Annotated in this window: 2 protein-coding genes; one reads left to right on the plus strand and one right to left on the minus strand. The window is 60.7% G+C overall.

Annotated features, from left to right (window positions below):
* Positions 1 to 103 precede the first annotated feature (103 nt).
* Entirely contained in the window at positions 104 to 916 is an 813-nt protein-coding gene (locus ACRESD_RS23310) for an alpha/beta fold hydrolase (RefSeq protein ID WP_431753057.1), read from the plus strand.
* 36 nt (positions 917 to 952) lie between these two features.
* On the opposite strand, the gene ACRESD_RS23315 is transcribed toward ACRESD_RS23310, so the two are convergent.
* On the minus strand, positions 953 to 1,726 hold a 774-nt coding region (locus tag ACRESD_RS23315; protein ID WP_431753058.1), incomplete at its 5' end, for a methyl-accepting chemotaxis protein.

Genomic DNA, 1,726 nt, shown 5'->3' on the forward strand with positions numbered 1-1,726 from the left:
GGGCAAGCCCGCTCACTACAAGGTGCCATCAATTTGTACCTATCCCTGTACTCCCGACTAGCGTAAAAAAGTCCCCCTCACTCCGTAAAGCTAGAGGCTCGTCATGCCCGTCGCCGTGATTGATGGACAACCGCTGCACTATCTCGACCAAGGCACCGGCCCGGTCGTCCTGCTGGGCTCCAGCTACCTGTGGGACCGCCACATGTGGGCTCCGCAGGTAGAAGCCCTGTCGCAACAGTACCGTGTCATCGTCCCAGAGCTGTGGGGCCACGGTGAATCAGGCCCATTGCCTGCTCAAACCCATTCCCTGGATGACTTGGCACACCAGACCCTCACCCTGCTGGACCAACTGGACATTGCCCAGGTCAACCTGGTGGGTCTGTCGGTCGGCGGCATGTGGGGTGCACGCCTGGCCTTGAGCGCACCTGAGCGGATCAACAGCCTGGTGCTGATGGACACCTATCTGGGCGCAGAGCCCGAGGCCACGCGCCAATATTATTTCTCGTTGTTCAAGATGATCGAAGACGCCGGCGCTATCCCTGAGCCGTTGCTGGATGTGATCGCACCGATCTTCTTCCGGCCGGGAATAGATCGTGAATCGGCGCTGTATCAGGGTTTTCGCAAGGCGCTGCAAGGGTTTTCCAAAGAGCGCCTGTTGAAAAGCATCGTGCCCCTGGGCCGGTTGATCTTCAGTCGCGCCGACCTGCTGGAACAACTGCCACGGCTGGACGCGGATACCACCTTGATCCTGTGCGGCGAGCAGGATAAGCCCCGCCCTCCTGCCGAATCCCGGGAAATGGCTGCGCTGATCGGCTGCGACCTGATCCTGATTCCGGAGGCCGGGCATATTTCCGCCCGGGAAAACCCGGACTTCGTCAACGAAGCCCTGCTGACCTTCCTCGCCAACAACGCCTGACCGCCCTACCCTTTGATCGCGGCCTTTGCGCTGCGATCAAAGGCGGAAGTGCCCCACCATGCCCTTGAGTTCCGCCCCCAATTGCGCCAGCTGAATGCTCGACGCCGCGTTGCCTTGCATGCTCAGCGCCGACTGATCGGCACTGGCGCGAATGCTGGTGACGCTACGGTTGATCTCTTCAGCCACCGAACTTTGTTCCTCGGCGGCGGCGGCAATTTGCTGGTTCATCTGCTGAATCAAGGACACCGCAGCGGCGATGCTGCCCAAGGCGCTTTCGGTTTCCAGGGCATCGCTTACGGCCAGTTTCACCAGCTCGCCGCTCTGCTGGATCTGCTGCACCGATGATTGCGCCGCGTGGCGCAGGGTGCTGACCAGCCGCTCGATTTCCTCGGTCGATTGTTGAGTTCGCTTGGCCAGTGCCCGCACTTCATCGGCCACCACCGCAAAACCGCGGCCTTGCTCACCCGCGCGGGCCGCCTCGATGGCGGCGTTGAGGGCGAGTAAATTGGTTTGCTCGGCGACACTTTTGATCACACTCAACACAGTGCCAATATTCTGGATCTCCGCACTCAGGCTTTCGATGCTGGCGCTGGCACTGGTGCTGGAGGTGGCGAGCAACTCGATACGCTGCAAGCTCTGGCGTACCACTTGCTGGCCGCTGTCGACCTTATCATCTGCTGTCTGCGCGGCTTGAGCGGCTTCCTCGGCATTGCGCGCCACATCGTGCACAGTGGCGGTCATTTCATTCATTGCCGTGGCAACTTGCTCGGTCTCTTCTTTCTGGTTGCTGACCTCGACGTTGGTCTGCTC

Origin of the sequence: Pseudomonas sp. (genome assembly GCF_050739995.1) — a bacterium.
Classification (GTDB): Bacteria; Pseudomonadota; Gammaproteobacteria; order Pseudomonadales; family Pseudomonadaceae; genus Aquipseudomonas.